This window comes from Pseudomonas fontis (assembly GCF_028656955.1).
GTDB classification, from domain to species: Bacteria; Pseudomonadota; Gammaproteobacteria; order Pseudomonadales; family Pseudomonadaceae; genus Aquipseudomonas; species Aquipseudomonas fontis.
Map to the genome: position 1 here is coordinate 1 of NZ_JAMDGY010000013.1, position 26,555 is coordinate 26,555.

Genomic DNA, 26,555 nt, shown 5'->3' on the forward strand with positions numbered 1-26,555 from the left:
AAAATTTCTGACACCCCCAAGTTTCCCGGTATTTCCACCCCACTCACGGCTGCCACCCATCTCGTGGAAAGGATCGTGGCAGCTCCAAATGAAAAACTTGGAGTGGATCATGCGCACCTTTAGCCCGCTTGAAATCTCGGTAGCGTCCCATCGTCAGCCCATCCGGCTCAGCTTTAGGCTGAAGGTCGGTGCCCTATGACTCCCAATGAACGTGCCAACCTCCTGAAAAACTGCCTCTGGACCCTCGAAATGCTCAGTGACGCCCTCATCGAGAACGACGATTGCCACGGTTCAATCCCCGAGCCGCAGCTCACCTTTCGAATGACCGCAGGCATCCACCACGCTATGCGCATCATCAGCGGTGTGGCAAGCGAGCAGTGGATTGTGCTTCAGGATCAACGAACCTGACCTAACGGCTCAACGGTTTCGAACCGTCTACGAGGCACACCCCAAAGCCCGCCTTGCGCGGGCTTTGTTGTTTCAAGCTCTCTCTTCAGGCTTGTGCGCACGCACCCTCATGATCAGCAAACTCAGCTAAACCCCCTGCCGGCGCATACTCAAAATCGCAGCCCCAAAGAAGATAAACGTCGACCCCACAACCCGGCTCACCCACTTGGAGAACTCAGGTCGGGTCAGCACGCCTTTGGCTCGCGAGGCGAGGGCGGCATACAGGCTCAGGGAGGTCAGCGACAGGCCCATGAAAATCGCCGTGAGGATCAAGAACTGCGGTAGCAGCGCCGCACCCTGGTCGATGAACTGCGGGAACAAGGCGGTGAAAAACATCGTCGCCTTGGGGTTGGTGGCGGCGGTGAGGAAGGCCGACTTGAACAGCTTCCAACGCGATGGCTTGACCTGTTGCTGGCCTGCTTCAACTTCACTGGTCAACATGGGGCTCTTTTTCAGCAACTGCTTGGCGCCGAGATAGAACAGGTAGCCGGCGCCGAGGATCTTCACAGCGTTGAACAACCACTCGGAGCTGGCCAGTAAGGCACCCAACCCGAGCATCGCCGCCGCCGACAGGCAGAACAGGCCGCAGGCATTGCCCAGCGACGACCAAACCGCATAGCGCGGGCCATAGGCCAGGCTGTTGTTGATCGCCATCAAGGTGGCAGGGCCAGGGCTGGCGATGGCAATCGCGGCAACCAGGGTAAAGGCTAAGAGTGCATGCAGGTCCAAGGTTCTGACTCACGGGGACAGGACGGGGCTGGAATGTTACAGGTTAAAGACCCTTAGGGCAGCCAAGGAAGCACCCTCGGGAAGAAGACGGCACTCAGTAACGCTGGGAGGGGATATTGATAATGTCGCGGCATAGGGGGAGTGAGCCCTTCAGGCAACGTCCGAAAGTTGTCCGACCAGCCTTGAACGAAGCGAAACGCGCGTTAACTACCGCGCGTTCCTTTACGCATCAGCCCACAGATCTAGGTCATCTCGGGCGGTGAGAGCCTTTACGGCTTGAAGTCTATCGCGGACTCAAGAACGAGGCGGGGGTGATACGTCAGCAACGATTCACGCGACATGAATCCGCTCAATACCGCGCATGTCTGAATGCCCAAGGCATCGCCAACCTGAATATCTTTACCCGTGTCGCCAATCATCCAGTCAGTCGGTTTCAGATCGCTGACCTGCTGCGCAATCAACGACTCCTTGGTATCGCGTTGCGCAGTGACCATGACCTCGTCGAAATACGGCAGCAGCCCAAGATTGGTTAGCTGCTGGATGGCGGGCTCACGCAGTTGGCGAGCGGTACAAACGTGAAGCCGTGCGTGCTGCTTGAGTCCCGCCAGGGCCTCGTGCATACCCGCGAAGTTGACATCCAGGGCGAGAAACCCAGGGCTCTCGATCAACTGCATCCAGTCACTGACAAATTGCGCGGTTTCTTGCTCGCCATAGCCGAACTCGCGCGAAAGAATAGCTTCGTGCGAGAGCTTGGCGTGCTTGAAGGCCCAATATTGATCAAAACTCAATTCAGATGCAGGAACCAATTGCTGAAACAGCGCGTACAAGCGCGGTTTTGAATCAATCAGCGTGCCATCAAGATCGAATATGATGTTCACTTCAGGCTCTCGAAATAGGCAAACTCCGTACGCAGGCCAGACAAAAAGTCAGTCTCTACCGGCAGCAAGTATTTCTTTAGCCTGGTGGTGTCAAAAACGAAATCCCGTTTGACCCCATTGAACGCCCGCGGTATGACTTCGACAGGTCTGCCACTGAGCAAGATCAACTGGTCCAGCACTTCCTTGATCGATACCGCGTGACCACCAACAAGGTTGATGACCCCAACGCTCTCGTCCAGCGCTACGGCAGCAAGAATGGCTTTGATCACGTCATCTATGTAGATGAAGCTTCTCAGCTCAGCCCCGTCACCGTACAACTCGACACTCGCACCGTTAACAATGTTGCCGATGGTCTTGGGCAGGAATTTTGCGTATTTCTCCTCCCCAGGCCCATAGACATGGCCAACGCGCAGGATTTGGCTGACGATTTTTTTCTCTGCCGCAAAGGCTGAAACTACCTTTTCGCAGTAGAGCTTGGACCAGCCGTACAAGGTCGCAGGCTCGGTGGGTGTCTGCTCGCTGATCGGTGTCGCGGCAGCGTATACATCAAGCGTGCTGGTAAACACGATCTTTTGCAGGTTGTTGAACGGTAGTTTCAACAACTTTTCGGTAAAGAAGATGTTTTCGTTGCAGGCACTGATGACGTTGGCTTCACCACCGCTTTTCGGCGTGTAGGCACCGGCATGAACCACCACCTCCACGCCCTCGAGCAGGGCCTTGTCGGCAGCCGACAAGCCAAAATCGCTCGCGTCGCGATTGTAGACAATCGTTTGACAACCGGAGATCTCTTGCGAGCTAAAGGCAATCACATTGTCATTGCCCCACGCTGCAATTGCCCCATCCAGTAGTCGCCCACCGATAAAGCCAGATGCCCCAGTGATCAAGATTTTCATAGGAAGGTAATCTCTTCGCGAATACCTTCAGCTGTGGTCAAGCGTGGAGCGGTGTCCATGCCACGCAACCACATCAAGTCATTTGGCAGCGGATTGATCTTGTTCTCCAGATCAGGGAACTCGCCATACAGCGCGATATCCTTGAAGATTTCCGGCATGTTCAAGCCCGCTTCGGTGAAGAACTGAACGGTGGTGAAGAACCGCGAAATATTGATTTCGGTAGGGTTGGGCACACCGTTGAAGTCGTAGGCCATGTCCACGCCGAAGATGCCGTGCGGTTTGTCAGAAACGGCCTTGACGCAGTTGATGGCAATTTCGGTTGCCTGGTCATTGGTGCAGGTCACACCTACTTTTGTAACGCCGGTCACACCGGAAATGCTGCGGTTGCCGTGGGTCCAGCTGCGACGTTCGCGCGACTGGGCAACCACCAGATTACCTTCGTGCCAAATGGTCAGGCAGGTAATAGTGTTGGGGGTCAGCATTTCGGCAGCAACGAAGTCGCCCCAACCTTTGTAGTGATCGATCCAGGCTTTGGCCAAGGCGAAATCATTGGTTGGAATCGCACCTTTACCGCCACCGCCAATGGAAGAGGCACGCAGCCAGATCTTGCCGTCTTCTTTGCCGAGGGCCTTGAAGGCCTCGCGCAGGTCGTTTTCATCATTGATCATGATGTTGCGTGGGACGGTAATGCCGGCTTTTTTAAACGCTTCGTAGGACTTGTACTTGAAGACACAGGTATCGATAACGTCATGGTCGGGCATGAACAGCTTGGTGCCCGTAGCAAGGATGTCTTCGCGAATCAGGGAGGCATGGTAGATTTCCAAGTCATTTTGGAAGTGCACCAGGTCAGGCTTTTCAGTATTCAGCAGTTGAAGAAGCTTTTCTTTGTATTCCGGAGAGTTGGCATAGGGAATGTAAAACTTCTTGCTCGCCTTTGACAGAAAGAGATCGGTCGGTTCGGAGCCCATCCCAATGACCGTTTCATTCTTCTTGCCCATCAGGATAGAGTTGATAACGCCCTCGGAAGGTGCGCCGCCGGCTCCTGCGATAAGTATTTTAGACATCCAAGATTCCAATCCGTGAAGCACAGTGTTCAAGCTGTGCAAATAAAATAAACACTCTAACGAGTATCGTGTGCGAAACGGGTATAGAAAGTCGCTTCGCTTTTATCCAACTTAATACTGTTTTGACCCAACTTTGCCTCACAAAACAGGCAGGCTGAAGCGTCAGAAATTTGCTCGTAGCATACCTAAGGAACGCGCCAATGTCATGGCCCGCTAGGCGCTTTCAGTATTCGGGTGGGGCCCTAAACGGCTCGCCCGCTGACTGCCTTGGCGGCCCTTTTGCGAGGCGTTGGTAAACCGTGGAGTGCAGCGTCGGCAAGACCAGCTCTAGAGGGGTTTTAGGGTGCGAGGCGCGCAGCAGGATGTACAAGCGCGTACTCACACAGGTGGCCGGGTCGAGCGGTTGCACCGCTCAGGGGAGCGCAACTTCAAACGCCCATTTCACACCAGGTCGCTTTGCTTTGAACATGCAGGTGCTTCTGCTTGGCAGGCACAAACGGGTCATCCAAACTGCTCAGCGCTATCGAAACCCAATCCGAATAGTCGCCCTCGGTCCTCGACCAAAACAGCGACGCGCCACACTGCCCACAGAACTGTCGCAGCACGGTAGGGGAGGAGGCATAGCCCTTGAGCGTGTCGGTGCCTTGGGTGATCTGCAAATCCGCCCTTGGCACGCTCGCAAAACTCGCAAACGCTGCGCCATTGCTTTTCTGGCACTGGCGACAATGGCAGTGGGAAACAGCTTTTGGCGTTGAACGCAGCTCATACGCCACGGCGCCACAAAGGCAGCTTCCTTTAAACAGGCTTGTCACGCTTACAGACTCCCATCCACATGAGGGTGTGCACATTATTCCCTTCAGGGCCGACCCACAAACGTCATCGTGGTCGAGTTCATTTCCAGACTTTCCCCCAGACACAACAAAGCCCGCTTCACGCGGGCCCTGTCGTTACCTCCAACCTCCAGGCAAATCACCCCACCCAAGGCTGCTGATGCGTCACGCAGTGAATCCCGCCACCACCGGCCGAAATGGCATCAATGTTCAACTGAATCACATCACGGTCCGGGTACAGCTCGGACAACAGGTCGAACGACTTCTTGTCCGCCACCTTGTCGCCAAACTCCGGTGCAATCACCGCGCCGTTGATCACGAAGTAGTTGATGTACCCCGCAGCAAAGTCCGGGTTGTCCTGGCTGAACTTGCTCGGCCGCGGATTCAACGGTGGTGAAATGGTGTGGATCTCCAACGGCCGACCATCGGCATCGGTAGCCTTTTTCAAGATTTCCAGATGCGCCAGGGTGACCTTGTGGTCGTAGGACGCCGGGTCCGTGTCCAGGTTGGCAATCACCACCCCGGGGCGGACGAAGCGCGCATAGAAGTCCACGTGCGCGTCAGTGATGTCCTTGCCCTTGATGCCCGGCAGCCAGATGATCTTGCGCAAGCCCAACTGCGCCATGAGCTCGGCCTCGACATCGGCCTTGCTCCAGCCCGGGTTGCGGTTCTTGTTGATCCAGCAGCTCTCGGTCAGGATCGCGGTGCCGTGGCCATCCAGCTCGATCCCGCCACCTTCACCGACCAGCTCGCTGCGCTCACGTGGCACACCGGCCAGCTTGCACACCAGCGCCGCGATCCTGGCGTCGTTGCGGTGATCCTGCTTGTTGCCCCAACCATTGAAGTTGAAGTCCACCGCCGCCACATCACCCTTGCCGTCGATGACAAAGTTCGCGCCGATATCGCGCATCCAGATGTCGTCCAGCCTGGTCTCGACAAAAGTGATGTTGTGGGTGCCGCACTCTTCCTCGGCAATGTCCCGCTCCTCACGGCGGCAGAACACCGTCACCGGCTGGTACCTGGCAACGCTGCGGGCAATCCGCCCCAGCGCCGCCTGCACATCACCGGTGAAGTCTTCCCAGAGATCCTCGTGTGCGCCAAAGGCAATGAAGGCCCGTACTTGCCTGTCGCCTTCGTCCGGCATATGCCAGCCGACCACCGGCGCGGCCTGCAGTAGCGGGGTATTGAAGCCGAACGTGGCCACGGCACCCATGCCGGCGACCACGGAGGCCTGTTTGATGAATTGTCGACGTGTAGGCATAGCGATGTATCTCTGGTTGACCGGTTACTTTCCGGTAGCTGTCTTGAATTTGGTCCAGGCACGCATCCGCGCACGCATGTCGGTCTGGGGGATGTCCTTGCCCGGGATCAGCCGCTCGAACGTGGCCTCATCCAGGTAGATATCCGGGTTGTTGCGCATTACCGGGTCAACACTCGAGCGCGCCTTGGCGCTGGAGGTCGGGTAGCCGGTGAAGTTGCTGATTGCCGCCATGTTCTCCGGGCGCATGACGAAGTTGATGAAACTGTAGGCATACTCCGGATGCTTGGCGTCCACCGGGATGGCCATGTTGTCCATCCAGACCGTGGTGCCTTCCTTCGCCACGCGGTACTGGAAGTCGACTTTCTTGCCGGCCGCATCTGCGGCGCGCTGCGCCTGGGTCATGTCGCCGCTGTAGCCGAACGACAGGCACAGGTTGCCGTTGACCAGGTCCGTCACTGGCTGTGACTGGAACTTGCGGATGTACGGGCGAATGCTCATGAGCAATTCGCTCGCCGCCGCCAGGTCTTCCTTCTTCGCGCTTCGCGGTTCACGGCCCAGGTAGTTGAGCACCACGGCCAGCACTTCGTCCGGCGAGTCGATCATCGAGATCCCGCAGTCGGCGAACTTGGCCGCCAGCTCCGGCTTGAACAACAAGTCCAGGCTGTTGACCGGGGCGTCCGGCATGCGCTGGCGAATCTGCTCATCATTGTAGGTCAGGCCGATGGTGCCCCAGGTGTAGGGCACGGTGGCCTTGGCCGAATGTGGGTAGTGCTCGCGCAGCTTTTGCAGGCCCGGCTCGATGTCGTTCAGCGCGGTGAGCTTGCTCGGGTCCAGCGTCTGCAAGCTGCCGGCCCGCATCAAGCGCTCGGCGACGGTGTCACCGGGGAAGATCAGGTCGTAGCCGCTGCCGCTGGTCATCAGCTTGGCTTCCAGCACCTCGCTGCCGTCCATCACGTCGTAGATCACCTTGATCCCGGTTTCCGCAGTGAAGCGCTTGAGGGTGTCTTCAGCGAAATAATCCGACCAGTTGTACAAACGCAGGGTTTTGTCGGCGGCGTGCGCCATGCTGACGGCGCTGCCGAGCGCCAATCCCAGCAGGCAACGCGCCAGTGTTTTGCTCGGCTTCATTTCACACCTCCCGAACGAGTCGGCTGCTGCGGCCATCCAGGCCCATCATGGCGCCGTACATCTCTGGCCGGCGGTCGCGGTAGATGCCCCAGGTCAGGCGTTCCTCGGCCATGGCGGCGAGGTCCAGGCTGACCAGTTGGATATCGGTGTTGCGCCGGTCAGACTCGACCAGCAGCTTGCCCTTGTGGTCACACACGAAGGACGAGCCGTAGAAGTCCATCTGCAGCAGCGGGTCGTTGGTCGCCGCCTCGCGACCGACACGGTTCGACGCTACCACCGGCACGATGTTCGCCGCCGCGTGGCCGCGCATCGCCATCTGCCAATGGTCACGTGAATCCATCGAGGCATTGCCTGGCTCCGAACCGATGGCGGTCGGGTAGAGCAATACCTCGGCGCCCATCAGCGCCAGGCAGCGAGCGGTTTCCGGGAACCACTGGTCCCAGCAGATACCCACGCCCAGGCGGCCGAAGGCGGTGTCCCACACGCGAAAACCAGTATCGCCCGGGCTGAAGTATTCCTTCTCCTGGTAGCCGATGGCGTTGGGGATGTGCGTCTTGCGGTACACACCCAGCAGCTTGCCGTCGGCATCGGCCACGCTCAGCGAGTTGAAGTAGGCGTTGCCGGCCTTCTCGTACCAGCTTAGCGGCAACACCACCGACAGCTCGCGGGCCAGCGCAGCAAAGCGCGCGAGCACTTTGCTGTCGCGGTATTCCTCGGCCAGGGCCAGGTGCTTGTGGTCCTGCTCGATGCAGAAGTACGGCGTGGCGAACAGCTCCTGCAACAGGATGACCTGGGCCCCTTGCGCGGCCGCTTCGCGCACCAGCTGTTCGGCCTGGTCAAGGTTGGCGCCCAGGTTCCAGCTGCACGGCATCTGGGTGGTTGCGACAGTCAGCAGGCTCATGCGTTGATGCCCTTCAGCGGCCAGGCCGGCTGTTGCTGGGTGATGCAGTGCACGCCACCGCCGCCGTGGGCCAGGTGATTGATCCGCACCGGCACGATTTCGCGGCCAGGGAAGGCGCCGCCCAGAACCTTGGCGGCCTCGTTGTCGGCCTCGATGCCGTAGGCCGGCATGATCACCGCACCGTTGCACAGGTAGAAGTTGGTGTAGGACGCGCAGAACACTTCGGCGTCGGTGTCTACCGCTTCGCTGGCCTCGTACAGGTCGATCAGCTCGAAGCGACGGCCCTTGGCGTCGGTGGCCAGTTCCAGGGCACGGCGGTTCTCGCGCGCCACTTCGGCATACACCGAACTCTTGTCATGGGTCGCGTCTACCAGCACCACGCCCGGGCGGACGAAGGCGCATACGCCATCGACGTGGCCGTCGGTCATGTCGCCGGTGACATACTGCGGGTCGCCCGGCAGCCAGATGGTTTTCTTCACGCCCAGCAGGCGACTGAAGACTTCTTCCATCTCGGCCTTGGTCACGCCCGGGTTGCGGTTGGGGTTGAGCAGCACCGATTCGGTGGTGATCAAAGTGCCTTCGCCGTCCACGTGGATGGCGCCGCCTTCATTGCTCAACGGGGTGCCGAAGCAATCCAGGCCCAGGCCGTTGAGTACGCGGCGGGCTACGCTTTCATCCTTGTCGAAGACCTGCTTGCCGCCCCAGGCGTTGAAGCGCCAGCTCACGCCGGCCAGGCCCAGTTGCGGGTGACAGACGAAGCTTGGGCCGGAGTCGCGGAACCAGCTGTCGTTGACCGGCTGTTCGATCAGGGTGATGTTCGGCCCGCACAGGGCCTTGGCACGTGCCACGCCGGACGGGTCGACGACCATCATCACCGGCTCGAAACGGGCAATGGCATTGGCCACACCGGCGAAATCCTCTTGTACCTGTGGCAGCGTCACGCCCCAGCCCGATTCCCACAACGCCTGGTTGTGTGGCCAGACCATCCAGGTCGCGGCGTGTTCGGACCATTCGGCTGGCATCTGCCAACGGTTTGCACTCGATTCATTCTGCAGCATGGGTTTGGCCTTTCAGTTAAGTAAATATGTTCACTGAAACAACGGTCTTTACGACTGAAACCAATGCTAGGCATTTGACTGCGGCGCAACAAACGATAGATTTAGCGTAATTCTGATTAGCTGAGCTTATGAATCATGTTAAAGCACTGGCCACCTCTGAATGCCTTGCGCGGGTTTGAAGCGGCTGCGCGGCTGGGCAGTTTTCACCAGGCCGCTGAAGAGCTGCACCTCACCCAGTCGGCCATCAGCCAGCAGATCCGCAGCCTGGAAACCTTCCTTGAGCAGCCGCTGTTCTACCGCAGCGGGCGCAGCGTCAGCCTCACCGATGCCGGCCACGATCTGCTCAGCACCACGCAATCGATGCTTCAGCAGCTGTCTGTCGGCATTCGCCGGCTGGAGCAGTACCGCAAGCCCAACCAACTGGTGGTCAACACCACGCCGGCGTTCTCGCGGCACTGGCTGCTGCCGCGTCTGGGCGATTTCCATCGCCAGTACCCGGAGGTCGACCTGTGGCTGTTCACCTCGTTCGAGCCGCCGGAGATGACCACCCAGACCATCGACCTGGCGATCCGTGACGACCTCAGCGCCCAGGCCGAGTGCAGCTATAAAGTGCTGCACAGCGACCAGTTGTACCCGGCGTGCCACCCCGATGTGCTGGCGCAACCGCCTGCGCAGCGCACCACGCTGCACGGCGAGCGGGAAATGGACTGGAGCCATTGGCTGGTGCAGGGCGGTGTGGATGTCGGCCAGCGCAGCCACGGCCTGAACTTCTCCGACCCGGGCCTGTTGCTGGACGCGGCGTGCAGCGGCCTGGGCGTTGCCCTGGTCAGCAGCCTGCTGGCGCAGCAGGCGGTTGAGGAGGGGCGCCTGCAACCGTTGGTCGAACAGCGTGTGCGGGGGCCGAACTGGGCGTGTCTGATCCACCGGGACAGCGAAAGCTGCTCGTTGACCCGCAGTTTCAGCGAGTGGTTGCAGGGGGCCTTGCAGGCATAGGCCGTTGCCCTCGGTCAAAGTTCGCTTTTCGATCTTTACTGTAGGATGAATTCCCGTTGGCGCCCCTCACGTGTCCGGCACGCTTGGGCGCCGTCGTTTCCACCGTGTGTGAGAACCCAGATGCCCCCAGAGGCCGGAACAACCCTCCCTAGCGTTCTAACAGCGTTGCGCCAAGGTACTGCAAACCTGCATCGGCGCCTTGAAGCGCGCCTGCCGTTTTTTGCGACTACGCTGGACGTCGGGCTCTATCGGCGCCTGTTGATGGCCTACTACGGCTTTCATGCGCCGTTCGAAGTGGCGCTGGCGCCGCATGTCACCGCGCTGGACCACGCCCGCCGGGCCAAGACGCCGACGCTGGTCCGCGACCTGCTGGCGCTGGGCCTGACCCCCGGGGACATCCACGCACTACCGCGTTGTAGTGATATTCCGGCAATCCACTGTGACCATTCGGCCCTGGGCGCGATGTATGTGCTGGAGGGCTCTACCCTGGGTGGGCAGGTGCTCAAGCGGGCGGTGGCCGAGCGGTTGCAGATCGATGCAGGAAACGGTGGGGCGTTTCTGGATGTCTATGGTCAGGCGACCGGGCCACTGTGGCGCGGTTTCCTGGAGTTTCTGGCGAGCGCGACCGCGCACCTGGAACAGCATGAGGTGGTGGTCGAGGCCGCCATCGACACATTTTCAAGCTTCGAGCGCTGGCTCGAGGCGCAAGAGGTACTGCTATGACAGATGGCACCGACCAGGCCTTCGAACAACTGCTGGAAAACTGCGCTGACGAGCCGATCCAGTACCCGGGCGCGATTCAGCCGCACGGGGTGTTGATGACCCTGAGCGAGCCGGGTTTCGAGGTGCGTCAGGTCAGCCGCAATGTTGGTGCGTTGCTCGGCCTTGAAGCCGCGCAGGTCCTCGGCAAGACGCTGACGGCGGTGATCGGCCAGCGCGTGGCCAAGGCCGTGCGCCAGGCCGTGGAGGCGGGCACGCTGGATGAGCTGACGCCGATCCCGATGAAAGTGCACGGCACCGAATTCGAAGGCTTTCTGCACCGCCATCAGGGGCTGTTGATCCTGGAGATGGAAGTGCGCCCGCGCAGCGTGGGCGACCAGCAAGCGCACCTGAGCCGGCTGTTGCAGCGCCTGCAAGCGGCCAAGAGCCTCGACGAGCTGTACGAGGCGAGTGTGCGCGAGATTCAGCGCATGACCGGCTATGACCGCGTGCTGATCTACCGCTTCGAAGAGCAGGGCCACGGCCAGGTGATGGCGGAAGCCTCGTCGCCGGGCATGGAGCTGTTCAAGGGCCTGTTCTTCCCGGCCTCGGACATTCCGCCGCAAGCGCGCCAGCTGTACCAGAGCAACTGGCTGCGGATCATCCCCAATGCGGCCTACCAGCCGGTACCGCTGGTGCCGACCCTGCGCCCGGACACACAAACGCCGCTGGACTTGAGCTTTGCCACCCTGCGCAGCGTGTCGCCGATCCACTGCCAGTACATGCAGAACATGGGCGTGCTGTCGTCCATGAGCATTTCCCTGCTCAAGGGCGGCAAGCTCTGGGGGTTGATCAGTTGCGGCCACCGCCAGCCGCTGCATGTGCCGAGCGAAATGCGCAGCGCCTGCAAGACCATCGGCCAGGTGCTGTCGCTGCAGATCAGTGCTCTGGAATCGCTGCAACTGGCGGCCCAGCGCGAGGAAAAACTGCAAACCCTGCACCAGCTGGGCGAGGCGATGGCTGCCAATGCCGGCTCGGTATTCGATGGCCTGGCCGAGAATGCCCAGGTGCTGATGGACCTGGTCGGGGCTGGCGGCGTAGCGATCATCGATGGCACGCAATTGCGCACGGCGGGCGTGTGCCCATCAGCGCAACAGGTCCGCGACCTGCATCAGTGGATCACCGCGCAGGCCAGGCCGGTGTTTGCCTCCCATGCACTGAGCAGCATTTATCCACAGGCTGGCGATTTTTGTGCGCTGGCCAGTGGCGTGCTGGCCTTCACCTTGCCCAAGCCCATCGACAACGGCGTGCTGTGGTTTCGCCCGGAAGTGAAGGAAACCATCAACTGGAGCGGCGACCCAAGCAAGCCGCTGCAACTGGAGCCGTCCGAGAACGGTTTGCGCCTGCGCCCGCGTACCTCGTTCGAGATCTGGAAGGTCGAGATGGAGGGGATCTCCCGCCCGTGGGGGCATGGCGACCAGTTCGCGGCCAACGACCTGCGCCGCTCGGCGCTGGAGTTCGACCTGGCACGTCAGGTGCTCAAGGAGCAGGCGGCAGTGCGGGCCCGTGATGAGCTGGTGGCGGTGGTCTCCCACGACCTGCGCAACCCGATGACAGTGATTTCCATGCTCTGCGGAATGCTGCAGAAGTCCTTCAGCAGCGATGGCCCGAACGCTTCGCGGCGCATCACCTCGGCGATCAGCACCATGCAGCAGGCGACCAGCCGGATGAACGTGCTGCTCGATGATCTGCTCGATACCTCGCGCATCGAGGCCGGGCGCTACACCATCGCGCCGCAGCCGCTGGATGTCAGCCATATCTTCGAAGAGGCCTACACCCTGCTGGCGCCGCTGGCGCTGAACAAGTCCGTGGAGTTGTCGTTCCACGCCGAGCCCGGGCTGGTGATTCATGCCGACCCCGAGCGCCTGTTCCAGGTGCTGTCGAACCTGATCGGCAATGCCATCAAGTTCACCCCGGCCGAAGGCAGGGTGGGGGTGGTGGCGATGTCCGACGGCGAGCAGATCGTGTTCAGCGTGCGCGACACCGGCAAGGGCATCCCGGCCGAGCAGTTGCCACATGTGTTCGACCGCTACTGGACGGCCCGCGAAGGCAACCCGTCCGGCACCGGCCTTGGCCTGTACATCTCGCAGGGGATCATCCAGGCCCATGGCGGCGTGATGCAGGCGGCGAGTGAGCCGGGGCAGGGCAGCGAGTTCCGCTTTACCTTGCCCAAGCCGGGCGTCTGAGGCAGCGGGTGAGTCGGGCATGGATCGACTACTGTTGATGTATGCCCGAAGGAAGGCCCGCCTGTGCCCACGCGCCCCGACATTCACGCCATAGACCCCGATGCCCGCCTGAACCTGCTGCGCGATGCGTTGCAGGCGGCTGCGGGCGGTGATCGCCAGGCGTTTGAAACCGTGTACCGGATGACTTCGGCGAAGATGTTCGGCATCTGCCTGCGCCTGCTCGGCCAGCGCGCAGACGCCGAGGATGTGTTGCAGGAAGCCTATGTGAGCATCTGGAACAAGGCCGCCAGTTTCGATCCGACCTATGCCAGCCCGATCACCTGGATGGCGATGATCACCCGCAACAAGGTCATCGACCGGCTGCGCCGCCAGCGCAGCGAGGGGCCGCTGGACACTGTCGAGCGTCTGGACGAGCTGGTGGCGCCGGCGGCCTTTGGCGCATCGTTCGAATTTCGCGGTGAGCGCCGGCGCCTGGACAGCTGCATGGAACGGCTGGAGGATGCGCAGCGCCAGTTGATCGAGGTGGCGTTCTTTGAAGGGCGCAGCTATGCGGAGCTGGCCGAGCATCGCGGGATTCCGCTGGGCACGGTGAAAAGCTGGATTCGCCGCAGCCTGGCGAGGCTCAAAGGGTGCCTTGGACTATGAACGACGAACTGCCTGGCGATGACGACCCTGACCTGCTGATCGCCGAGTACGCCCTTGGCGTACTGGAGGAGGCCGAGCGCCGCGTGGTGGAAGCGCGGGCCGCCAACGACCCGCAGTTCGCGGCGAAAATCGCGGCCTGGCAGCAGCACTTTTCCGGTTGGCTGGAAGCAATGCCGGCGCAAGTGCCCCCGGCGCAGGTGTGGAGTGCCATCGAGCGGGAGTTGTCGGCGCCGCCCCAGCCTGCGCGGCGCGGTCTGTGGAACAACCCTCGGCCGCTGCGCTGGATGGTTGCGGCCAGCCTGGCCGCGAGCGTGCTGCTGGCCATCGGGCTGGCTTGGACGCTCTCGCCGCCGGCGCCGCAACCGCCACTCACGGCAACCCTGCAACTGGACGATGGGCAATCGGCGTTTACCGTCAGCATCGACCGCAGCGCCGAGCACGCGCTGTTCATCCCCACTGCCGAGCTGGACTTGCAGGGCCGCGTTGCCCAGGCCTGGGTGATTGCCCCGGGGCAGGCGCCGCGCTCACTGGGCTTGTTGCGCCCGGACCAGGGATCATTGCTGAAAATCCCTCGAGAACTGCTCGCCACCCTGACCCCGGCCGCCGTGTTGGCGGTGTCGCTGGAGCCTGACGGCGGCTCGCCAACCGGGCAACCGACCGGACCGGTCGTCGCCAAGGGTAATATTTTTGCGTTGTAGTGCATCCGCACCTGCTGGCGCTGCGTAGCTTCTTCACCCTCGACGTGAGGGCTACCTTATCCATTGCGGAGAAGCGTCATGCACACTTCATTCAAACGTTTTGCGGCGTTCTGCTTCGTCCTGTTTGCGGCCATGGTGGGCGTTGCTGCGGCCGCCGATAACCCCATGGTCGGCGGGGCAGCGATGTATGCCAATAAAACCATCGTCGAGAATGCCGTCAACTCCAAGGACCACACCACCCTGGTAGCGGCGGTGAAAGCTGCCGGGTTGGTCGACACCCTGAACGGCAAAGGCCCGTTCACCGTATTCGCGCCGACCAACGAGGCCTTCAACCGGCTGCCGGCGGGCACCGTGGACACCCTGGTCAAACCTGAGAACAAGGCGACCCTGACCAAGATCCTCACCTACCACGTGGTGCCGGGCACCCACACCTCCAAAGAGTTGATGGCCCAGGCCATGAAAGGCCCGATCATGCTCAAGACGGTGCAAGGCGAAGCCCTGACCATCAAGGCGCATGACGGCAAGCTCTGGGTGATCGACGCCAAGGGCGGCACCACCGGGATCAGCATTGCCGATGTAATGCAGTCCAATGGGGTGATTCATGTGGTCGACAAGGTACTGATGCCTTAATCGTCACTGGGTTTACTTGAACACGGCGGCCGCTTGACGTGGTCGCCGTGTTTTTGTTTTCCGGCGTATGCTTGGACGCTCGACAAGCGCACTCGGGAGGCGCCATGACGCAACAGGAAGTGATCCGCGCCGCGTGTGTCGGCCAGCCGTTTCGTGAAGTGGCGGGGGATGGTTTCAGCCTCGGTGGTTTCGTCTGGCAGCATGCCGAGCCGGACCCGCAGCGCGCTGTGGTCATCATCAATGCGGCGACGTCAGTGCGTTGCCGGTTCTATTCGCGCTTTGCCGATTACCTGTATGCCCATGGCTTTGATGTGCTGACCTATGACTACCGCGGGATCGGCGAGTCGCGGCCGACGTCGTTGCGCGGGTTTGCGGCGTCGTGGTCGGATTGGGGCGCGGTGGATTTCGAGGCGATGCTGGGGCGGGCTCGGCGCGAGTTTGCCGGGCAGCCGATTGATGTGGTCGGGCACAGTTTTGGAGGGTGTGCGCTGGCGCTGGCGCCGACGGCTACCCAGGTACGCCGGGTGGTGACCATGGGCGCGCAGTTTGCCTATTGGCGGGATTATGCACTGGGCCAGCGTTTGCAGTTGTTGGCCAAGTGGCATGTGGCGATGCCCTTGCTCACACGGTTGTACGGGTATTTTCCCGGCAAGCGCCTGGGCTGGATGGAGGATACCCCGGCAGGGGTGGTGCGCGACTGGACGACGCGGACTCATCGTTATGAGCTCAGGCCCAGTGGGCAGGGTTTGGGGCGGTTGCCGGCGGGGGGGGGGAAAGCTGCAATCCTGGCGATCAGCCTGACCGATGATCCGTTTGGCACGGTGGCGGCGATTGAGCGGTTGCTGGGGTATTTCGAGCAGAGCCGGCGCGTGCATTTACGGATTTCACCCAGGGAAATCGGTGAGCGCGAGGTGGGGCATTTTGCGTTTTTCCATAGCCGGTTCGAGGCGCGGTTATGGCCGATTGCGTTGGGCTGGTTGCGCCAGGGGGAGGTTTCAACTGAAGCCCCTGGAACATTGATCCAGGCACCGTTGTAAACCTGTGGGAGCCGGCCTTGCCGGCGATGGGCCGCAGCCCCCATGGCAAGGCTGTGCCTTGCATCGCCGGCAAGGCCGGCTCCCACAGGATCGCTTGCTGGCTTCAGGCCTTGCGTTGCAACGGCTGCCCGGCAAAGTGCACACCCGCCAAGCCATGCACCATCAGCGCACGAATATTGCCATGGTCGCTGCCTTCAGGCGTCGCCAGCACCGAACGGTAGTGCTCGCCAAAGGCCAACAACGCCTCTTGATCGCTCAGCCCTTCCAGCACCGCCATGCCCAAGGTCTTGCACGACCCCTCGTTCTGCCCGGCCGCGTTTTCCACGCCACCGTTGTTGAACGCCTGTGGCTGGTATTCATAGTGCTCAGCGACAAACGCCAGGGTGTCGGCAAACACGTGCTCGCCGCTGGCAAGGCTGGAACGCAGGGTATTCAAATCAGTCATGGGTTTTTCCTTTGGCAAACGCCGCTTGCTGGTCAGCGTTGGCTTCTTTCTGGTGTTGGCTCTTCCACTGGTCGTACGGCATGCCATAGACCACTTCACGCGCCTCATCGAGGCTCACCTCCAGCTGACGCTCGTCAGCCGCCGCCTTGTACCACTTGGACAGGCAGTTGCGGCAGAAACCCGAGAGGTTCATCAGGTCGATGTTCTGCACGTCGGTACGGTTGCGCAGGTGCTCCACCAGGCGGCGGAACGCTGCGGCTTCAAGTTCGAGTTGTTCTTGCGGGGTCATGGGCATTCTCTAGGCAAAACGACAGGTATCACGACGCAGCGATACGGTTCTTCAGGTGGCGGCCACCATTGATGACCACGTTGCTGCCGGTGCTGTACTGGCTCTCAAGCAGGAACAGCACCGCCTCGATCAGCGGCTGCGCCCCCGGCTCGAACTCCAGCAGGGCCTTTTTCAGGGTCTGCTGGCGGTAAGCCTCGTCACCGTCTTCCTTGAACATCAACAAGCCCGGCAGGATCGCATTGACCCGCACCGTCGGCGCATATTTCTCGGCGAACGACAGCACCATGTTCTGCAGCGCCGCCTTGGTCGCGGCATAGGCGATATGGCTCTTGCTGCCCCGCGAGGAGGTCTCGTCGCAGATGTGGATGATGTCGGATTTTTCCAGCTTCAGCAGCTGCTCGCCCAACGCCAGGTTCAGGTGGTACGGCGCCTCGACATGCAACTTGAACATGGTGTTCAGGTTGGCCAGGTCGTCGTCGAGCCACAAGGAGGCGTTGTGGATGATCGCGCGCAGGCCGTCATAGTGGCTGCGCAAATGATCGATCAACGCCAGGCGGTCCTGCTCTACACACAGGTCGGCCTGGAACGGGATGATGTTCGGGTGGGCTGCTTCAGTGATTGTGCTGCGGCTGGCGGTGACGACCGTATGGCCGGCCTGCGCCAGTTGCAGTGCCAGTGCCAGCCCGACTCGCTGGCTGGCCCCGGTAACTAGGATTGGGCTGTTCATGGTGTGGACGGTCAACTTCATCAGAGGTTCGCATGGGTTGGCCCCAGCATACCCGAACTCTGTGCCGATGGCCGCCCCCGGCGGCGGGGCTCAGCGGCTGCCGAGCGTACTGCCCTGCGGCGCCGCTGGCTGCGCGCTGGCGTTGAGCCAGTTGGCCAGTAGGTGGGTGGACAGCGGGATGAACAAATACACCATCAGGGGCGTCAGGCCCAGGGTGCTGAGCAGTACGCGCGGCAGCAGGCTCAACTCGGCCAGCCAGTGGCCGAACAGCAGGTTGAAGGCCAGTGACACCGGGAAGAACGCCAGCCAGATCGCCACGGCCTGCTTCCAGCGCGGAGGGCGTTGCGCAGGGTGGCTGCCAAACCAGCCTTCGATGCCGCTCACGCGGTGTTCCGAGGGTTGCAGGAACAGGCCATTGCCACGGCTCAGCCAGGCGCTGCGCGAGGCGGAAAACTCCCAGGCGTGCAGGGTTTTTTCGTCGACGAAACGGAAGATGATCTGGAATTCGTCGCCACCCGGGGGCGGGGCAAGCACGCCGGAACCCAGGTAGCCGGGAAAGTCGGTGGCCAGCAGCTCGCCTTCGTGCAGCCAGGCGATCAGGTCCTGATAACGGCCATCGGCGACGCGGCGCGCGACCATCAGGGTAACGGGAGGGGTAGACATCGTGTATCTCCAGGCAAATGGCCGCAGCGGGGTAAGCGCGCCCATGAAACGCAGCCTGGGGTGGTAGGCTGCGTCGGATAGCAAGCAAGGATTATTCCGCAAATAAGCTGACTCGTCAGTGCTGGCCGATCACAGGTCAGCTTACGCAGAGTTGGTGACGGTTCGACATTGCGCGGTAGAATCGCCTCTGTCCCCAGAAACAGGGCCTTTCGGCGATGAGTCACCCCGATTCCACCTCACTGACCCACGACGGCCTCGACCACGAAGAGCTGTTTCCGATCCGCGAAGTGTCGCGTTTGACCGGCATCAACCCGGTCACGCTGCGTGCCTGGGAGCGCCGTTATGGGCTGATTCAGCCAACACGCACCGAAAGTGGGCACCGTTTGTATTCCCGCGCCGATATCGACGAGGTGCGCAGCATCCTCGGCTGGATCGAGCGCGGCGTCGCGGTCAGCAAGGTGGGGCGCATTCTCGCCAAAAGCCACAGCCTCAAGGAACAGGTGGCAGAACCGCAGGCCACCGGTGCTGCGAATGACTGGGCGCAGTGCCAGGCGCAAATTCGCCAGGCCGTCACGGCCTTTGATGAACGCCGGCTGGAGCAGGCCTACGGCCAGATCTTCGCCAGTTATCCACAGGTGGTGGTGTTCCAGGACATCCTCATGCCGGTCTGGCAGGAACTGCGGGTCGCCCACGACGGTTTCGGTCGGGTCAGTGAATGGCTGTTCCTCGACGGTTTCTTGCGCGCGCGGGTAGCGCAACGTTTGCAGAGGGCCCGTGACCAGCAGGAAGTCAGCGTGGTGCTGGCGGCCATTCCGGGGCAGTGTCGGGAGCTGGAGTTGCTGGTGGCGGCGTTGATGCTCGGCACCAGTGAGATCGCCGTGTCAGTGCTGGCGCTGGGGCAGCCGGTAGAAGAGTTGAGCCTGGTTTGCGAGCGCATGGCGCCACATGCGCTGGTGCTGTTTTCCAACCATCCGCCTGCCGCCGATTTGCCCAAGCGCCTGGCGCGTCTGGCCATGACCCTCGATTGTGCGCTGCTGTTTGCCGGCGAGGCGTCGGACCTGGCCCAGGACACGTTGATCCATTCGCAGATTGCCTGTCTGGGCAGTGAAGGGCGTTTGATGCGTCGGCGCCTGCAGCAATACCTGGCAGGTCACCTGGACAGCTGAGGGCCGACTAGTCGGTGTGCAGCTCGGGATGGGCGCGGCGGTGTTGTTGCAGGATGTACTGGCGCAGACGCTCGATCTCTTCGCTCTCGCGCTGGCTCAGCCGGTATGCCGCCAGGCCTTCGGCCGTGCGTCGTTGCAGGGTGCCTTGCAGGGCTATCGGCGCATCACCACCGGGGGCGAACCACAGGCTGAAGGTTTTCGGCGCTTCGCTGCCCTGCGGCAGTTCCAGCAGCACACCCTTGAAGGAAATTTCCCGTACCTTGAAGTCGGTGCTCAGGCCCAGCTCGTCTTCCAGCGCCACCGGGGTGTCCAGCGTCAGGCGCCACGGGCGCATCATTGGCCCGTCTTCAAAGATGCTTGGTGCCCCGAGCTTCAGGTGCACGGCATGGAATTCGTCTTCGATCAGTTCCAGCGGGAAAGTCATCTGCTGGTTGTCGAACTGCGCCTGCAAGGTTACCTGCTCCTGGGCGATCAACCGGGTCAGCAGCTCCTGCACCTCACTGCCACCATTGAGCCGCAAGGTCGATGTGGCATCGGCCAGGTTCAACTGTGGCGAACGGTGCATGGTCTGGATGAAGTCCAGCTCAGCCTGGGTCAGGAGGGCATCTGCTTGCATGATCGTGCTCGGTGAAAATCAGGAATGCGTATGCGTCACGGTGATGGACAACGATTTCGTCGGTTTGTTAAGACCGTTGGTCGTTTTCCAGGGCAGCGATCCTTGCGTTGGCGTCGGCCAGCTGCTTCTCCAGTTCGATCACCCGCTGTTCAGTGGCGACCTGCTGGCTGACATCCTTCTGCACGCCGATGAAGTACTTGAGCTGATCGGCCTCGTTGAATACCGGGGTGATCGACAGTTCGTTCCAGAACAGGCTGCCGTCCTTGCGGTAATTGCGCAGGATTTCCCGGCACGGCTGGCCGCTTTCCAACGCTCGGCGAATCAGCTGGCGGGCGGGCTGGTCGCGGTCTTCGCTCTGCAGGAAGCGGCAGTCGCGATAGAGGATGTCGTTGGCCTGGAAGCCCGTCAGGCGTTCGAACGCCGGGTTCACGTAGATCAGGATGGTGTCTTCATCGCCTTCCTGCTCGGCGACCACGATGCCGTCGTTGGAGGCATCAATCATGCGTTGCAACAATTTTGCGTTGATCATCGGGCCGACCAGGAAAGGGGGAATGAGAGCATTTTCACGGGATTCTAGTGCATTGGACCTTAGCCGATAAGGCCTTTTGCCAGCGTCGGGTGCTAGTATCCTACGTTTTTACTCAGTTTCGGAATCTGCTATGAAAGTCGCCATCCTTTCCGGGTCGGTCTATGGGACCGCCGACGAAGTTGCACGCCATGCCGAATCACTGCTCAAGGCCGCAGGCTTCGAGGCCTGGCATGCTTCCCGCGCCACCCTGCAGGACGTCCAGGGCTTCGCCCCGCAAGCGTTCCTCGCGGTCACCTCGACCACCGGCATGGGTGAACTGCCAGACAACTTCATGCCATTGTTCAGCGAGATCCGCGATGTGCTGCCAGCGGCATGGCGCGGCCTGCCGGGCGCGGTAATCGGCCTGGGCGACTCGTGCTATGGCGACACCTTCTGCGGTGGCGGCGAGCAGCTGCGTGAACTGTTCGCCGAGCTGGGCATCAACGAGGTGCTGCCGATGCTGCGCCTGGACGCCAGCGAAACCGTCACCCCGGAAACCGACGCCGAGCCATGGCTGGCAGAGTTTGCCGCCAAGCTCCAGAGCTGATCACGGCGCTGGCGTGTGTTCGCGCAGCAGTTGCAGCCAGGCTTGGGCGGCGCGTGACAGGTAGGCATCGCGCCGCCAGATAAAAGCCAGGTCCCAGCGCAGGTCGCTGGGTTCGCTCAAGGTCAGGCGCACCACCCCGGGCCGTTCCAGGGCGCGCGCCACCACGCTGGGCAGCAGCACCACGCCTTGCCCGGCCGCCACCAGGGCGGCGAGAAAATCGGCCTGGCCGCTGCGGCCACCTTCCCTGGGGGTAAAGCCCAGGGCATGGCAGGCGCTGAGCAAACGGTCGTTGAGCACGAAGCTGCGCTGGTACAGCAGGAACGGTGTATCGGCGAGTTGCCCCAGGCTGACCGACGGCTGAGTGGCCAAGGGGTGGTCGGTGGGCAGCAGGGCATCCAGGGGTTCGTTGCAAAAAGGCTGGTAGCCGAAGGCCGGGTTGTTCGAGGTCAGGCTGCCCCCCAGCTCCAGCTCCCCACTGAGTACCGCTTGTTCGACGCTGCGGCTGCCGCCTTCAAGCAACTGCACCTTGATGTTCGGGTAGCGCTGGCGGTACTCGGCAAAGATTTTTGCAAACACCGCGTCGCCGCCAATCAAGGGCAGGCCCAGGCGCAGCTCGCCACGGGCCAGTTGGCCGAGGTCGTCGAGTTCGTTCTGCATCTCCTGACGCAGGCGCAGCATGGCTTCGCCGCGCTCAAGCACCACCTTGCCGGCATCGCTCAGGTGCAGCTGCGAAGCATGTCGCTCCAGCAGCATCACGCCCAGGCTCTGCTCCAGTTGGGCGACCTGCTTGCTCACCGCCGACTGGCTGATGTGCAGGGTGAGGGCGGCCTGGGTAAAGCCGCCGCGATGGACCACTTCGATAAAACTGCGTAGCTGTTTGAATTCCATTCGCTGAATTCCATTTTGGAATGTTGTTCAGTCTAACAATTCGCTTTTTGCATGTTAGCGGTATTTCTACAATGAAGGCCTGTGAGGAACCCTTCGATGAACGCCGCTTTCCTGAAAAAATCCCTGCGCCTGCTCGCCGAGTTGGGCGTGCTGCTTGCCCTCTATCTGCTGGGTGGCCTGTTGGCTGGCTGGCTTGACTGGCCGATCCCCGGCGGGGTGATCGGCATGGCGCTGTTGCTGATGGTCTTCGCCACCGGCTGGGTGAAGCCCGCGACCCTGCAACTGGGTGCCGGCCTGTTGATGGCCGAGATGCTGCTGTTTTTCATCCCCGCGCTGATGAGCCTGCTCGACTACGGCACGCTGCTGCGTGATGAGGGCTGGCGCATCCTGCTGGTGATCGGTGTGAGCACCTTGCTGGTGATGCTGGTGACCGCGTTCACGGTGGAATGGGTGTGCCGCTGGAGCATGCGCCATGACGCTTGAGCCGATGTCGCTGTTCTGGCTGGCGCTGACCGTGCTGGCTTACCTCGGCAGCCGCTGGCTGTACCGGCGCACTGGCCGCTATCTGCTGTCGCCGCTGATCCTGGCGCCAGTGGTGCTGCTGGCCGTTGCGGTGCCGCTGCATACCGCCTACGCCGAATACGCGCGCAACACCCATTGGCTGATGGCCGTGTTGGGCCCGGTTACCGTGGCCTTCGCCGTGCCGATCTGGCAGCAACGCGCCTTGCTCGCGCGGCACTGGCCGGCGTTGGGCCTGGGCATGCTGTTCGGCAGCGCCGCTTCAATTGGCAGCTCCTGGGCCCTGGCCCATGCCTTGTCGCTGGACAGCGCGGTGAGCCTGTCGTTGCTGCCGCGCTCGATCACCACGCCCTTCGCCATGCCGCTGGCGCAAGACCTGGGCGGTGTGCCGGAGCTGACGGCGGTGTTCGTGATGTTCACGGGTGTGCTCGGGGCGATGTTCGGTGGGGTGTTGCTCAAGTACCTGCCGCTGCGCACACCCCTGGCCCGTGGCGCGTTGTTTGGCGTGGGGGCGCATGGTGCCGGGGTCAGCCGGGCCCATGAGGTGGGGGGTGAGGAAGGCTCTGTCGCGGGGCTTGTGATGGTGCTGACGGGTTTGCTCAATCTGTTTGCGGCGCCGCTTTTGAGCGCATTGCTGTGATTATTTTCGGCCCTGACTCGCAAGGTCAATGCGTTGGCTGCCAACGCAACTCACGCTATGGACACTCCTGATTAGACTGCTAACCAGAGCACATTCAAGTGCCGAGGTGATCGCAATGTCAGCCAACGCCTTGCCCAACACCCGTAGTCATATCCATCAACCGAGATCCTAGCGATGCCACTGGCCGAGATACCTCTCTGCGTTTGGCGGACCCGGGGTTTGAACTTCACCTTCCGCAACCAGAGCATTCGTTACTGGACAGCAGGGCAAGGAGAGCCGCTGCTATTGATTCACGGTTTCCCCACAGCCAGCTGGGATTGGCATTACCTGTGGCAACCTCTGGCCCAGCGCTTTCGCGTGATTGCCTGCGACATGCTCGGGTTTGGCGATTCGGCCAAGCCGGCGCAGCATGAGTACAGCCTGTTCGAACAGGCCGATCTGCTCCAGGCGCTGCTGCAACACCTGAATGTCGAAGAACCGGTGCACCTGCTCGGGCATGATTACGGTGCCACGGTTGCCCAGGAACTGCTCGCCCGGCACCACGACGGCGATGCACAGATCGGCAGTTGCGCCTTCCTCAATGCCGGGTTGTTCCCCGAGGCGCACCGTGCGCTGCTGATCCAGAAGCTCATGCTCAGCCCCTTGGGCTGGCTGGTGGCGCGCTCGTTCGGGCGCGACGACCTGGTGCGTAATATCAGCCAGATCTATGGCCCCTGCACCCATCCCAGTGAAAGTGCGCTGGACGACTACTGGAGCCTGGTGGCCTCGAACCGTGGCAACCGCATCATGCACAAGCTGATGGCCTACTTGCCGGAGCGCATCGCCAACCGCCAGCGTTGGGTCGGCGCCGTGCAGGCTGAGGGTGTTCCGCTACGCTTCATCAACGGTGCCGTGGACCCGGTATCGGGTATCCACATGGTCGAGCGTTACCACGAACTGGTGCCCAACCCTGACACCGTGCTGTTGCAGGGCATCGGGCATTACCCGCACACCGAAGCGCCGATACAGGTGCTGCGTCATTACCTGGCGTTCCGGCAGCAGCCGTTACCCAGCCTTTTGCAGAAAGTGGCCTGGTCCTGACCATCCCGCTGCCTTATTGCCTGCCATTCAGCGCCCACCCGGTTGATTGCCCGGGGCTGGGCGCTGGCCGACACTGCCTGTCTTGTTTCTAGCCTTGGTGGAGAACTGTCATGAGCGAATCGGTGCGCCTGGAAGATAAAGTGGTGATTGTCACGGGGGCCGGCGGCGGTCTGGGACGGGCCCATGCGCTACTGTTCGCGCAGCATGGGACGAAGGTAGTGGTCAACGACCTGGGCGGTTCGACCCACGGTGAAGGGGCCAATGCCTCGGCGGCGGACCGCGTAGTAGCGCAGATCCGCGAAGCGGGCGGCACGGCGGTGGCCAACCATGACTCGGTCACGGACGGCCAGCGCATTGTCGAGCAGGCACTGGATGAGTTTGGCCGCGTCGATGTACTGGTGAACAACGCCGGGATCCTGCGTGACAAGACCTTCCACAAGATGGAAGACGCCGATTGGGACCAGGTGTACCGCGTGCATGTCGAGGGTGCCTTCAAGCTGACCCATGCGGCGTGGCCGCATTTGCGCGAGCAGAACTGGGGCCGAGTGATCTTCACCAGTTCCACCTCGGGGATCTACGGCAATTTTGGCCAAGCCAACTACGGCATGGCCAAGCTGGGCCTGTACGGGCTGACCCGTACGCTGGCACTGGAAGGGCGCAAGCACAACATCCTGGTCAACGCCATTGCGCCCACCGGGGGCACGCGGATGACCGAGGGGCTGATTCCGCCGCAGGTGTTCGAGCAGTTGAAGCCTGAGCTGATCAGCCCGCTGGTGGTGTTTTTGGGCAGTGAGCAGTGCCAGGACAGCGGGCAGCTGTTTGAAGTGGGCGGCGGCTGGATCGGCAAGACGCGCTGGGAACGCAGCCTGGGCGTTGGTTTTGATCCGAAGGCCGGTTTCAGTGTTGAGGATGTGGCGGCCAATTGGGCGCAGATCGGCGACTTCGAAGGCGCGGTGCATCCCAAGGACAGCCTGGAGGCGCTGGCGCAGATGATGGCGAATCTGCACAAGCATGGCTGAGAACTTTTAACTGTACTGCGGACCCTGTGGGAGCCGGCCTTGCCGGCGATGCTTCCAGGGCCGCTACGCAGCCCATCGCCGGCAAGGCCGGCTCCCACAGTGGGGACGTCGCCCATAAAAAAGGCCGCTGCAAACGCAGCGGCCAAGTAAGACGTAGATCAAGGAGCTTCAAAATCAACGTCGGTGAACCTGAAGGGCGACGATCCAGCGTGTCAGGGGAGCACTCTAGGGGGAGAGGATTAACCTGGCATTAATCAGCAAGAACCGTCGGCCTGTGCTTCGCGAATGGGGTATTCGCTGCAAGCCAGGTAAGAATAGTCAGACCGCCGCGTCAGAAAAATAGCCCTTTGTGACAATCACTGTTGCGATTGCAGTAACAGTGCACCAAATCGGATCACTGTGCTGCTTCGTAGCCCATCCGCCAACTGATCGCCTGTGCCGTGGCCAGCAACTGCTGCGCAGCCGGGCCCTGCTCGTCAGCGTGGAAAATCGAGGTCGGCCCCACCACCGTCAGCACCGCGACAACCTTGCCCACCGCGTTGAACACCGGCGCAGACAAGGCGTCCACCCCCGGCATCAACAAACCATGCACATGGTGCAAACCCTGTTCGCGGATCTGCGCGAACAGCGCGTCGTAATGGCTGGCGCTTTGCCCCAGCACGGCCAGCTCTTCATCACGCAGTTCGATGGTTTCGCGCTCGGGCAGGTAGGCACCAAACACCAGCCCGGTGGACGAACTGAGCAGCGGCAATACCGAGCCGATCTGGGTGACCACCGTGACCGCGCGTACCGCCGGCTCGATATTGACCACGGTTGCGCCATGGTTGCCCCACACCGCAATGAAGCAGCTTTCGTTCAGGTCGTCGCGCAACTGCGACAGCGGCATGGCGGCCACCTTCAATACATCCATCCCGCCCAGCGCCGCCAAGCCGACGCGCAACGCCTCGCGGCCCAGGCCGTAGTGGTTGGTGGCCGAGTTCTGCTCGGCGAAGCCGCTGGCAATCAACGCTTGCAGGTAACGGTGGACCTTGCTCGCCGGCATCTGCACGTGGTCGGCCAGGCGTGACAGCGAAGTCGCCGGCGACAGCTGGGCCAGCGCCTTGAGGATGTCGGTACCGACCTCCGCCGAGCGGACCTTCTGTTTACCGTTGCTGTCGGCGGGGGGGCTGGCTTTGGCCATGGTGGGGAGGCTTCCGGGATTCAGGGGAGGGCGTCTTTATAGCTTGACGGTTATTCGTAATCAAATTACGT

31 protein-coding genes are annotated in these 26,555 nt (G+C 61.7%); 14 read left to right on the forward strand and 17 right to left on the reverse strand.

The genetic code is table 11. The features are described from left to right. Positions 1-195 precede the first annotated feature (195 nt). Positions 196-408 (forward strand): hypothetical protein, encoded by a 213-nt coding sequence (locus tag M5G11_RS04380; protein ID WP_273909350.1) that lies wholly within the window; start codon positions 196-198, stop codon positions 406-408. A 126-nt stretch (positions 409-534) separates the two neighbouring features. Here the strand turns inward: M5G11_RS04380 and M5G11_RS04385 are convergent, their stop codons facing one another. The 9 genes from M5G11_RS04385 to M5G11_RS04425 all read right to left on the reverse strand — a co-directional run bounded on the left by M5G11_RS04385 (position 535) and on the right by M5G11_RS04425 (position 9,189). Next, positions 535-1,176: a LysE family translocator gene (locus tag M5G11_RS04385; RefSeq protein WP_273909351.1), complete on the reverse strand. Its 642-nt coding sequence runs from the start codon at positions 1,174-1,176 to the stop codon at positions 535-537. A gap of 269 nt (positions 1,177-1,445) precedes the next feature. Continuing rightward, positions 1,446-2,054, reverse strand: coding sequence for an HAD family hydrolase (locus M5G11_RS04390; protein WP_273909352.1), 609 nt, complete (start codon positions 2,052-2,054; stop codon positions 1,446-1,448). After that, complete coding sequence (locus M5G11_RS04395; RefSeq protein ID WP_273909353.1) at positions 2,051-2,947, reverse strand: NAD-dependent epimerase/dehydratase family protein; 897 nt, start codon at positions 2,945-2,947, stop codon at positions 2,051-2,053. The genes M5G11_RS04390 and M5G11_RS04395 overlap by 4 nt, the downstream gene beginning before the upstream one ends. Next, the gene (locus M5G11_RS04400) at positions 2,944-4,011 is read right to left on the reverse strand and encodes an ATP-grasp domain-containing protein (protein ID WP_273909354.1); all 1,068 of its coding nucleotides are present in this window, start codon (positions 4,009-4,011) and stop codon (positions 2,944-2,946) included. Before M5G11_RS04400 ends, M5G11_RS04395 begins: the two co-directional genes overlap by 4 nt. Positions 4,012-4,439: 428 nt before the next feature. Continuing rightward, positions 4,440-4,823 (reverse strand): GFA family protein, encoded by a 384-nt coding sequence (locus M5G11_RS04405; RefSeq protein ID WP_273909355.1) that lies wholly within the window; start codon positions 4,821-4,823, stop codon positions 4,440-4,442. A 157-nt stretch (positions 4,824-4,980) separates the two neighbouring features. Next, on the reverse strand, positions 4,981-6,102 hold the full coding sequence (locus tag M5G11_RS04410; RefSeq protein ID WP_273909356.1) for an agmatine deiminase family protein: 1,122 nt from the start codon (positions 6,100-6,102) through the stop codon (positions 4,981-4,983). A gap of 24 nt (positions 6,103-6,126) precedes the next feature. Then, on the reverse strand, positions 6,127-7,230 hold the full coding sequence (locus M5G11_RS04415) for an extracellular solute-binding protein (RefSeq protein WP_420793784.1): 1,104 nt from the start codon (positions 7,228-7,230) through the stop codon (positions 6,127-6,129). A gap of 1 nt (position 7,231) precedes the next feature. Continuing rightward, complete coding sequence (aguB, locus tag M5G11_RS04420) at positions 7,232-8,131, reverse strand: N-carbamoylputrescine amidase (protein WP_273909357.1); 900 nt, start codon at positions 8,129-8,131, stop codon at positions 7,232-7,234. Next, the gene (locus tag M5G11_RS04425) at positions 8,128-9,189 is read right to left on the reverse strand and encodes an agmatine deiminase family protein (protein WP_273909358.1); all 1,062 of its coding nucleotides are present in this window, start codon (positions 9,187-9,189) and stop codon (positions 8,128-8,130) included. Before M5G11_RS04425 ends, aguB begins: the two co-directional genes overlap by 4 nt. A gap of 135 nt (positions 9,190-9,324) precedes the next feature. On the opposite strand from M5G11_RS04425, the gene M5G11_RS04430 reads away from it, so the two are divergent. The 7 genes from M5G11_RS04430 (at position 9,325) to M5G11_RS04460 (ending at position 16,137) form a co-directional block, all read left to right on the forward strand. Further along, positions 9,325-10,182 carry a LysR substrate-binding domain-containing protein gene (locus tag M5G11_RS04430; protein ID WP_273909359.1) on the forward strand — a complete coding sequence of 286 codons (858 nt, stop codon included), beginning with the start codon at positions 9,325-9,327 and terminating at the stop codon, positions 10,180-10,182. A gap of 120 nt (positions 10,183-10,302) precedes the next feature. Next, a complete protein-coding gene (locus M5G11_RS04435) occupies positions 10,303-10,905 on the forward strand; it encodes a biliverdin-producing heme oxygenase (protein ID WP_273909360.1) in 603 nt (200 codons plus the stop codon). Further along, the gene (locus M5G11_RS04440) at positions 10,902-13,127 is read left to right on the forward strand and encodes an ATP-binding protein (RefSeq protein ID WP_273909361.1); all 2,226 of its coding nucleotides are present in this window, start codon (positions 10,902-10,904) and stop codon (positions 13,125-13,127) included. Before M5G11_RS04435 ends, M5G11_RS04440 begins: the two co-directional genes overlap by 4 nt. A 63-nt stretch (positions 13,128-13,190) precedes the next feature. Next, complete coding sequence (locus M5G11_RS04445; RefSeq protein ID WP_273909362.1) at positions 13,191-13,772, forward strand: sigma-70 family RNA polymerase sigma factor; 582 nt, start codon at positions 13,191-13,193, stop codon at positions 13,770-13,772. Next, on the forward strand, positions 13,769-14,470 hold the full coding sequence (locus tag M5G11_RS04450) for an anti-sigma factor (protein ID WP_273909363.1): 702 nt from the start codon (positions 13,769-13,771) through the stop codon (positions 14,468-14,470). Before M5G11_RS04445 ends, M5G11_RS04450 begins: the two co-directional genes overlap by 4 nt. A 78-nt stretch (positions 14,471-14,548) precedes the next feature. Next, positions 14,549-15,100, forward strand: a complete 552-nt coding sequence (locus M5G11_RS04455) for a fasciclin domain-containing protein (protein WP_273909364.1) — start codon at positions 14,549-14,551, stop codon at positions 15,098-15,100. Between the two features lie 104 nt (positions 15,101-15,204). Beyond that, positions 15,205-16,137: an alpha/beta hydrolase family protein gene (locus M5G11_RS04460; RefSeq protein WP_273925251.1), complete on the forward strand. Its 933-nt coding sequence runs from the start codon at positions 15,205-15,207 to the stop codon at positions 16,135-16,137. A 103-nt stretch (positions 16,138-16,240) separates the two neighbouring features. On the opposite strand, the gene M5G11_RS04465 is transcribed toward M5G11_RS04460, so the two are convergent. The 4 genes from M5G11_RS04465 to M5G11_RS04480 form a co-directional block, all read right to left on the reverse strand. After that, positions 16,241-16,582, reverse strand: coding sequence for a HopJ type III effector protein (locus M5G11_RS04465; protein ID WP_273909366.1), 342 nt, complete (start codon positions 16,580-16,582; stop codon positions 16,241-16,243). After that, positions 16,575-16,871 carry a DUF1244 domain-containing protein gene (locus M5G11_RS04470; RefSeq protein WP_273909367.1) on the reverse strand — a complete coding sequence of 99 codons (297 nt, stop codon included), beginning with the start codon at positions 16,869-16,871 and terminating at the stop codon, positions 16,575-16,577. Before M5G11_RS04470 ends, M5G11_RS04465 begins: the two co-directional genes overlap by 8 nt. A gap of 28 nt (positions 16,872-16,899) precedes the next feature. Continuing rightward, positions 16,900-17,598 (reverse strand): dihydromonapterin reductase, encoded by a 699-nt coding sequence (gene folM, locus M5G11_RS04475; RefSeq protein ID WP_273909368.1) that lies wholly within the window; start codon positions 17,596-17,598, stop codon positions 16,900-16,902. Between the two features lie 90 nt (positions 17,599-17,688). Then, positions 17,689-18,261, reverse strand: coding sequence for a putative antibiotic biosynthesis monooxygenase (locus tag M5G11_RS04480; protein ID WP_273909369.1), 573 nt, complete (start codon positions 18,259-18,261; stop codon positions 17,689-17,691). 215 nt (positions 18,262-18,476) lie between these two features. Between M5G11_RS04480 and M5G11_RS04485 the strand changes: the two genes are divergently transcribed. Next, positions 18,477-19,427 (forward strand): MerR family transcriptional regulator, encoded by a 951-nt coding sequence (locus tag M5G11_RS04485; RefSeq protein WP_273909370.1) that lies wholly within the window; start codon positions 18,477-18,479, stop codon positions 19,425-19,427. Between the two features lie 7 nt (positions 19,428-19,434). Here the strand turns inward: M5G11_RS04485 and M5G11_RS04490 are convergent, their stop codons facing one another. Both M5G11_RS04490 and M5G11_RS04495 read right to left on the reverse strand, forming a co-directional pair. Continuing rightward, entirely contained in the window at positions 19,435-20,043 is a 609-nt protein-coding gene (locus M5G11_RS04490; protein WP_273909371.1) for a hypothetical protein, read from the reverse strand. A 67-nt stretch (positions 20,044-20,110) separates the two neighbouring features. Continuing rightward, positions 20,111-20,572 carry a PAS domain-containing protein gene (locus tag M5G11_RS04495; protein ID WP_273909372.1) on the reverse strand — a complete coding sequence of 154 codons (462 nt, stop codon included), beginning with the start codon at positions 20,570-20,572 and terminating at the stop codon, positions 20,111-20,113. 130 nt (positions 20,573-20,702) lie between these two features. Here M5G11_RS04495 and M5G11_RS04500 point away from each other — a divergent pair, with 130 nt between their 5' ends. After that, positions 20,703-21,158, forward strand: a complete 456-nt coding sequence (locus M5G11_RS04500; protein ID WP_273909373.1) for a flavodoxin — start codon at positions 20,703-20,705, stop codon at positions 21,156-21,158. On the opposite strand, the gene M5G11_RS04505 is transcribed toward M5G11_RS04500, so the two are convergent. Further along, on the reverse strand, positions 21,159-22,046 hold the full coding sequence (locus tag M5G11_RS04505) for a LysR family transcriptional regulator (RefSeq protein ID WP_273909374.1): 888 nt from the start codon (positions 22,044-22,046) through the stop codon (positions 21,159-21,161). Positions 22,047-22,142: 96 nt separating this feature from the next. Between M5G11_RS04505 and M5G11_RS04510 the strand changes: the two genes are divergently transcribed. The 4 genes from M5G11_RS04510 (at position 22,143) to M5G11_RS04525 (ending at position 25,304) form a co-directional block, all read left to right on the forward strand. Next, positions 22,143-22,529, forward strand: a complete 387-nt coding sequence (locus tag M5G11_RS04510) for a CidA/LrgA family protein (RefSeq protein ID WP_273909375.1) — start codon at positions 22,143-22,145, stop codon at positions 22,527-22,529. Further along, positions 22,519-23,205 carry an LrgB family protein gene (locus M5G11_RS04515; protein ID WP_273909376.1) on the forward strand — a complete coding sequence of 229 codons (687 nt, stop codon included), beginning with the start codon at positions 22,519-22,521 and terminating at the stop codon, positions 23,203-23,205. The genes M5G11_RS04510 and M5G11_RS04515 overlap by 11 nt, the downstream gene beginning before the upstream one ends. A gap of 174 nt (positions 23,206-23,379) precedes the next feature. Next, positions 23,380-24,285, forward strand: a complete 906-nt coding sequence (locus M5G11_RS04520) for an alpha/beta fold hydrolase (RefSeq protein ID WP_273909377.1) — start codon at positions 23,380-23,382, stop codon at positions 24,283-24,285. 110 nt (positions 24,286-24,395) lie between these two features. Continuing rightward, positions 24,396-25,304, forward strand: a complete 909-nt coding sequence (locus M5G11_RS04525; RefSeq protein WP_273909378.1) for an SDR family oxidoreductase — start codon at positions 24,396-24,398, stop codon at positions 25,302-25,304. Between the two features lie 394 nt (positions 25,305-25,698). Here M5G11_RS04525 and M5G11_RS04530 read toward each other — a convergent pair whose 3' ends face one another. Continuing rightward, positions 25,699-26,484, reverse strand: a complete 786-nt coding sequence (locus M5G11_RS04530; protein WP_273909379.1) for an IclR family transcriptional regulator — start codon at positions 26,482-26,484, stop codon at positions 25,699-25,701. Between the last annotated feature and the right edge of the window lie 71 nt (positions 26,485-26,555).

What these genes read in the sequence shown, in the direction of transcription:
- M5G11_RS04495 (WP_273909372.1), bottom strand. Translation starts at nt 20,572, where the DNA reads ATGATCAACGCAAAATTGTTGCAACGCATGATTGATGCCTCCAACGAC.
- M5G11_RS04425 (WP_273909358.1), bottom strand. Translation starts at nt 9,189, where the DNA reads ATGCTGCAGAATGAATCGAGTGCAAACCGTTGGCAGATGCCAGCCGAA.
- M5G11_RS04380 (WP_273909350.1), top strand. Translation starts at nt 196, where the DNA reads ATGACTCCCAATGAACGTGCCAACCTCCTGAAAAACTGCCTCTGGACC.
- M5G11_RS04465 (WP_273909366.1), bottom strand. Translation starts at nt 16,582, where the DNA reads ATGACTGATTTGAATACCCTGCGTTCCAGCCTTGCCAGCGGCGAGCAC.
- M5G11_RS04410 (WP_273909356.1), bottom strand. Translation starts at nt 6,102, where the DNA reads ATGCCTACACGTCGACAATTCATCAAACAGGCCTCCGTGGTCGCCGGC.
- M5G11_RS04530 (WP_273909379.1), bottom strand. Translation starts at nt 26,484, where the DNA reads ATGGCCAAAGCCAGCCCCCCCGCCGACAGCAACGGTAAACAGAAGGTC.
- M5G11_RS04400 (WP_273909354.1), bottom strand. Translation starts at nt 4,011, where the DNA reads ATGTCTAAAATACTTATCGCAGGAGCCGGCGGCGCACCTTCCGAGGGC.
- M5G11_RS04515 (WP_273909376.1), top strand. Translation starts at nt 22,519, where the DNA reads ATGACGCTTGAGCCGATGTCGCTGTTCTGGCTGGCGCTGACCGTGCTG.
- M5G11_RS04485 (WP_273909370.1), top strand. Translation starts at nt 18,477, where the DNA reads ATGAGTCACCCCGATTCCACCTCACTGACCCACGACGGCCTCGACCAC.
- M5G11_RS04430 (WP_273909359.1), top strand. Translation starts at nt 9,325, where the DNA reads ATGTTAAAGCACTGGCCACCTCTGAATGCCTTGCGCGGGTTTGAAGCG.
- M5G11_RS04505 (WP_273909374.1), bottom strand. Translation starts at nt 22,046, where the DNA reads ATGGAATTCAAACAGCTACGCAGTTTTATCGAAGTGGTCCATCGCGGC.
- M5G11_RS04440 (WP_273909361.1), top strand. Translation starts at nt 10,902, where the DNA reads ATGACAGATGGCACCGACCAGGCCTTCGAACAACTGCTGGAAAACTGC.
- M5G11_RS04460 (WP_273925251.1), top strand. Translation starts at nt 15,205, where the DNA reads ATGACGCAACAGGAAGTGATCCGCGCCGCGTGTGTCGGCCAGCCGTTT.
- M5G11_RS04490 (WP_273909371.1), bottom strand. Translation starts at nt 20,043, where the DNA reads ATGCAAGCAGATGCCCTCCTGACCCAGGCTGAGCTGGACTTCATCCAG.
- folM (WP_273909368.1), bottom strand. Translation starts at nt 17,598, where the DNA reads ATGAACAGCCCAATCCTAGTTACCGGGGCCAGCCAGCGAGTCGGGCTG.
- aguB (WP_273909357.1), bottom strand. Translation starts at nt 8,131, where the DNA reads ATGAGCCTGCTGACTGTCGCAACCACCCAGATGCCGTGCAGCTGGAAC.
- M5G11_RS04500 (WP_273909373.1), top strand. Translation starts at nt 20,703, where the DNA reads ATGAAAGTCGCCATCCTTTCCGGGTCGGTCTATGGGACCGCCGACGAA.
- M5G11_RS04470 (WP_273909367.1), bottom strand. Translation starts at nt 16,871, where the DNA reads ATGACCCCGCAAGAACAACTCGAACTTGAAGCCGCAGCGTTCCGCCGC.
- M5G11_RS04415 (WP_420793784.1), bottom strand. Translation starts at nt 7,230, where the DNA reads ATGAAGCCGAGCAAAACACTGGCGCGTTGCCTGCTGGGATTGGCGCTC.
- M5G11_RS04525 (WP_273909378.1), top strand. Translation starts at nt 24,396, where the DNA reads ATGAGCGAATCGGTGCGCCTGGAAGATAAAGTGGTGATTGTCACGGGG.
- M5G11_RS04510 (WP_273909375.1), top strand. Translation starts at nt 22,143, where the DNA reads ATGAACGCCGCTTTCCTGAAAAAATCCCTGCGCCTGCTCGCCGAGTTG.
- M5G11_RS04450 (WP_273909363.1), top strand. Translation starts at nt 13,769, where the DNA reads ATGAACGACGAACTGCCTGGCGATGACGACCCTGACCTGCTGATCGCC.
- M5G11_RS04395 (WP_273909353.1), bottom strand. Translation starts at nt 2,947, where the DNA reads ATGAAAATCTTGATCACTGGGGCATCTGGCTTTATCGGTGGGCGACTA.
- M5G11_RS04455 (WP_273909364.1), top strand. Translation starts at nt 14,549, where the DNA reads ATGCACACTTCATTCAAACGTTTTGCGGCGTTCTGCTTCGTCCTGTTT.
- M5G11_RS04520 (WP_273909377.1), top strand. Translation starts at nt 23,380, where the DNA reads ATGCCACTGGCCGAGATACCTCTCTGCGTTTGGCGGACCCGGGGTTTG.
- M5G11_RS04480 (WP_273909369.1), bottom strand. Translation starts at nt 18,261, where the DNA reads ATGTCTACCCCTCCCGTTACCCTGATGGTCGCGCGCCGCGTCGCCGAT.
- M5G11_RS04435 (WP_273909360.1), top strand. Translation starts at nt 10,303, where the DNA reads ATGCCCCCAGAGGCCGGAACAACCCTCCCTAGCGTTCTAACAGCGTTG.